This is a genomic window from Longimicrobium sp., from assembly GCF_036554565.1.
Lineage (GTDB): Bacteria > Gemmatimonadota > Gemmatimonadetes > Longimicrobiales > Longimicrobiaceae > Longimicrobium.
Genome location: NZ_DATBNB010000574.1, coordinates 1 through 4,638, shown reverse-complemented (window position 1 = coordinate 4,638; position 4,638 = coordinate 1). Strand labels below are relative to the sequence as shown.

Genomic DNA, 4,638 nt, shown 5'->3' with positions numbered 1-4,638 from the left:
CGCTCACGGCCGTGCGGCCGGTGCTGCCCGACTTCGTGCGGATGATGATCACCCCGTTCGACGCCTTGGAGCCGTAGATCGCCGAGGCGGAGGCGCCCTTGAGGATCTCGATGCTCTCGATGTCGTTCGGGTTGAGGTCCGAGATGCGGTTGACGACCACGTCCTGGGTGGAAAAGTTCACACCCACGGCGCTCGCGGCACGCGAGATGGCGTTCTGGCCGCCGGGAATGGCCACGTCGCTCACCACCACGCCGTCCACCACGTACAGCGGGGTGGAGTTGCCGGTGATGGTCGCCGGGCCGCGCAGGCGGATCTGCACGCCGCCGCCGGGGGCGCCGGAGTTGGTGCGGATGGTGGCGCCGGCCACCTTGCCCTGGAGCGCGCGGTCCACCGTCTGGGCAGGCGCGTTCCCCACGAGCTGCCGCGCGTTCACCACCGCGACGTCGTTGGCGAGGTTCTCACGCCGAACGGCGGTCGCCTGGCCGGTGACCACGACGGCATCCAGGTTCAGGATGTCGTCTTGCAGCCGCACGTCTACCGAGCTCTGCGCCGCGGCTACGGCCACCGTGCGGGTGGCGAGGCCGATCCGGCGCACGGTCAGCGAGGTGGCGCCGGCCGGAACGGAGATCGTGTAGCGCCCGGCGGCATCCGTCTGGACTCCGCGCGTGGTGCCCGTGATGGTAACCGAGGCGCCGCCGACCGGACGCTGGTCGGGCCCGGTCACCGTGCCGCTCACCTGCCGCTGCTGGGCCGAAGCGGCGGAGGGGCTGCCGCCAATCAGCAGCAGCGTCAACACAAACAATAGAATTCGTTTCGACATACATCCTCGTGGGGGGGTGTTTGAGAACTCACGCGTACCGCGGCTGTGCGAGATGACCTCTCAGTGCGCAGGGGTGGAATGGGATGCGCGAGCGCCATGGCTCCCGCATGGAGCGGACGTCCGAACGGACCGAAGGGACGACAGGGCTGAGAGTACCGGAGGCCGGGCTGGCCGGAATGGTGATCTGAACCAGAGAAGGTATGGCGTTACCCTGCCATGCGCAAGTTTGCTCAGCGGCCGGCGGGGATCGCCCGGCGCCGGGCGAGGCGGGGAGGTCCGCGCGGGCCTCCTCCTTGGCCCGTGGCCCGCCGGGGGTACGGTCGGTGCATCCGGAGCAGGGCGGCGGCCCGGTGGCCGCTTTTCGCGTTTCGATTCTTTCCAGGCGGAGCACGTTGAAGGAAGCAACCACCCACCGGGGACTCGTGTTCACCGGGCTGCTGCTGGCCATGTTCATGGCGGCGGTCGAGGGCACCATCATCGCCACGGCCATGCCCAGCATCGCCGCCGAGCTGGGCGGCTTTTCGCTCTACAGCTGGGTGTTCTCGTCGTACCTGCTGATGCAGGCCGTGGCCATCCCCATCTTCGGCAAGCTCTCTGACCTGGTGGGGCGCAAGCCGGTGTTCATCGCCGGCGTCATCGTTTTCGTGGCGGGCTCAGTGCTGTGCGGCTTCGCGCGGACCATGCCCATGCTCGTGGCCTTCCGCTTCGTGCAGGGGCTGGGGGCGGGCGCCGTGCAGCCCATCACCACCACGCTCGCGGGCGACCTGTACTCCATCGAGGAACGCGGCCGCATCCAGGGCTACATGTCGGGGCTGTGGGGGCTGGCGTCCATCGTGGGGCCGCTGGTGGGCGGCATCGTGGTGCACAGCGTGGGGTGGCCGTGGATCTTCTGGGTGAACGTGCCCTTCGGCATCGCCGCCATCGCGCTCGTGGCCATGTACCTTCACGAGGGGGTGGAGCGGGAGAAGCGGCAGATCGACTATCCCGGCGCCGTGCTGCTGCTGGCGGGCGTCGGCTCGCTGATGCTGGCGCTCACCCAGGCCGGCACCTGGGGGGTGGCGGCGGCGGGGCCGCTGCTGGCGGTGTTCGTGGCGGCGCTGGTGCTCTTCGTTCGCCAGGAGCGCCGCGCGCCGGACCCGCTGATGCACCTGGAATTGTGGGCCAGCCCGCTGATCCGCTACGCCAACCTGGCCACGCTGGCGTCGGGGATCATGATGATCGGGCTGATCACCTTTCTTCCCACGTACGTGCAGGGGGTGCTGGGCGGGTCGGCGCTGCTGGCGGGGTTCACCCTGTCGGCGATGACGCTGGGGTGGCCCCTCTCCGCGTTCTGGGCGGGGCTCAGCCTGGTGAGGCTGGGCGTGCAGCGGCTGGTGCGCACCGGTGGCGTGGCCATTCTGGCCGGCACGCTGCTGATCGCCCTGTTCTCGTCGCGCGGCCCCCTGCCCGCGGGGATCGGCTCGTTTCTCGTGGGGGTGGGGCTGGGCTTCGTGAGCACCACCTCCATCGTCGCCATCCAGACGACGGTGGCGTGGAACCAGCGCGGCGTGGCCACCGCGTCCTACATGCTGATGCGGATTCTGGGCAACGCCCTGGGCGCGGCGTTGTTCGGCGGCATGCTGAACTACCAGATGGCGCGCTACCTGGAACGCGAGGGGCTGCAGGGGCGCGTGTCGCTCGACAGCATCCAGGACCTGCTGGGCGAGGCGACTCCCCGCACTGCCGGCCTGAGTTCCGACGTTCTGGCGCTCGTGCGCGGCGGCCTGGCGGAGAGCCTGCACTGGGTGTTCTGGGGCGTGGCGCTCATGGCCCTGCTCACGCTGCTCGCCGCGTGGCGCATTCCGGAGCTGCGGCGCGACGCAGAGGGCTCGTGAGACGTCCAGGCACAGCCCGTACTCTCGTTCTTTCTCCAGCTCCGTCGGGCGCTCACGCAGAGACGCAGCGCCGCAGAGAGGCAGCGGATGGGCTCTCTGCGGCTCTGCGCCTCTGCGTGATCCAATTCCGTCCAGTCGAAAAGAACTTGCTTTGACAAACCCGCCGCAGCCGTCCATCTTACCCGGCATGTCTTGCGAGCAGCTTCTCCAGGAAATCCGGTTGAACGGAACGGTGCCCCGCCACGTGGCCGTCATCATGGACGGCAACGGGCGATGGGCGCGGGAACGCGGGCAGCCCCGCGAGTTCGGGCACCGCGCCGGCATGCAGGCCGTTCGCCAGGCCGTGGAGGCCGCGGGCGACGCCGGGGTAGAGGTGCTCACGCTGTACGCTTTTTCGCAGGAGAACTGGGGGCGCCCCGCCACCGAGATCTCCGCGCTGATGGGGCTGCTGGAACTGTACGTTCGCCGCGAGCGCCGCGACCTCAAGGAAAAGGGGATCGAGGTGCACTGCATTGGCGAGCTCGACCGGCTGGGTCCGCGCACCCGCGCCGCCATCCAGTCCATCGTGGACCACACCCGCGGCGGCGCGCGGATGCGCCTGAACCTGGCCATCAGCTACGGGGCCCGGCAGGAGATCGTGCTGGCCGCGCGAAAGCTGGCGGAGCGCATCGCGGCCGGAACGCTGCTGCCGGGCGAGATCGACGAGGAATTGTTCAGCCAGCAGTTGTACACGCCGGCGGATCCGGATCCGGACCTGCTGATCCGCACCTCGGGCGAGCAGCGCATCAGCAACTTCATGCTCTGGCAGCTGGCGTACACCGAGTTGTACGTGACCCCCGTGCTGTGGCCGGACTTCGGCCGCGAGCACTTCTTCCGCGCCCTGCTGGACTACCAGCGGCGCGAGCGGCGGTTCGGCCGCGTCCTGGCTTCCTGAAGATTCTCCCGTGGCGGCATCGGAAACGCTGAAGCGCGTCGGCGTGGCCATCGCCGGCATTCCCCCCGCCCTGGCCGCCGTGTGGATGGGCGGCTGGGTGCTGGCGGGGCTGCTGGCGCTCTGCGCCGGGCTGACGGCGTTCGAGCTGTACCGCATGGCGGAAAAGAAGCCCGCCCGGCCCCTGGCCTTCCTGGGCTCGGCCGGCGCCGCGGCCATCGTCCTGGCCGCCGGGGCCATGCCCCAGGAGGGCGTGCGCAACCCGCTCCCGACGATCGCCCTGGTCCTGCTGGCCATCACCGCCGCCTGCGTGTGCATCTGGGCGCGGGGGGTGGAGGGTGAGCCGCTGGTCTCCACCGCCGTCACCGTCTTCGGCGCGGGGTACGCGGCGCTCCTCGGCTTCGGCCTGTACCTGCGCCACCTGCCCGACCTGCGCGGCGAACTGCACGGGCCGGCGCTGCTGCTGGCCCCTGTTCTCCTTACCTGGATCAGCGACTCGGCCGCGTACTTCGGCGGGCGCGCGTTCGGCAGGCGCAAGCTGATCCCGCGGGTGAGCCCCGGAAAGACGGTGGAGGGCGCGCTCTCCGCCATCGCCGGCGGGGTGATCGGCGGCATCGCCTACGCGTACCTGCTCACCAGCTTCTGGACGTACCAGCCCAGCCTCTGGGAAGGCGCCCTCCTGGGCCTGCTCGTCTCCGTCTTCGCGCAGCTGGGCGACCTGGCCGAGTCGCTGTGGAAGCGCGACGTGGGGGTCAAGGACTCGGGGACGCTGCTTCCCGGCCACGGGGGCGCGCTGGACCGCTTCGACTCGCTGCTGTTCACCCTGCCGCTGGGGTACGCCTTCTTCCGCTTCGTGGTGGGGTACTGAGGGACGGATGAAGGGCGTCGCCATCCTGGGGGCCACCGGCTCCATCGGCGCGAGCGCGCGCGCCGTCCTTCGCCAGCACCCGGACCGCTTTCGCGCCGTCGCCCTGACCGCCCACCGCAACGCGGGCGCCCTGCGCGAGCTGGTC

4 protein-coding genes and 1 pseudogene are annotated in these 4,638 nt (G+C 70.3%); 4 read left to right on the top strand and 1 reads right to left on the bottom strand.

The features are described from left to right. On the bottom strand, nucleotides 1-793 hold a 793-nt coding region (locus tag VIB55_RS15775; protein ID WP_331877620.1), incomplete at its 3' end, for a carboxypeptidase-like regulatory domain-containing protein. Nucleotides 794-1,212: 419 nt separating this feature from the next. On the opposite strand from VIB55_RS15775, the gene VIB55_RS15770 reads away from it, so the two are divergent. The 4 genes and pseudogenes from VIB55_RS15770 to VIB55_RS25520 form a co-directional block, all read left to right on the top strand. Next, nucleotides 1,213-2,694, top strand: a complete 1,482-nt coding sequence (locus VIB55_RS15770) for an MDR family MFS transporter (protein ID WP_331877619.1) — start codon at nucleotides 1,213-1,215, stop codon at nucleotides 2,692-2,694. Nucleotides 2,695-2,914: 220 nt separating this feature from the next. Continuing rightward, nucleotides 2,915-3,628 carry an isoprenyl transferase gene (locus VIB55_RS15765; protein ID WP_331877618.1) on the top strand — a complete coding sequence of 238 codons (714 nt, stop codon included), beginning with the start codon at nucleotides 2,915-2,917 and terminating at the stop codon, nucleotides 3,626-3,628. 10 nt (nucleotides 3,629-3,638) lie between these two features. Beyond that, the gene (locus VIB55_RS15760) at nucleotides 3,639-4,493 is read left to right on the top strand and encodes a phosphatidate cytidylyltransferase (RefSeq protein WP_331877617.1); all 855 of its coding nucleotides are present in this window, start codon (nucleotides 3,639-3,641) and stop codon (nucleotides 4,491-4,493) included. Nucleotides 4,494-4,500: 7 nt separating this feature from the next. Further along, nucleotides 4,501-4,638: pseudogene (locus tag VIB55_RS25520) on the top strand (1-deoxy-D-xylulose-5-phosphate reductoisomerase); the annotation flags it as partial.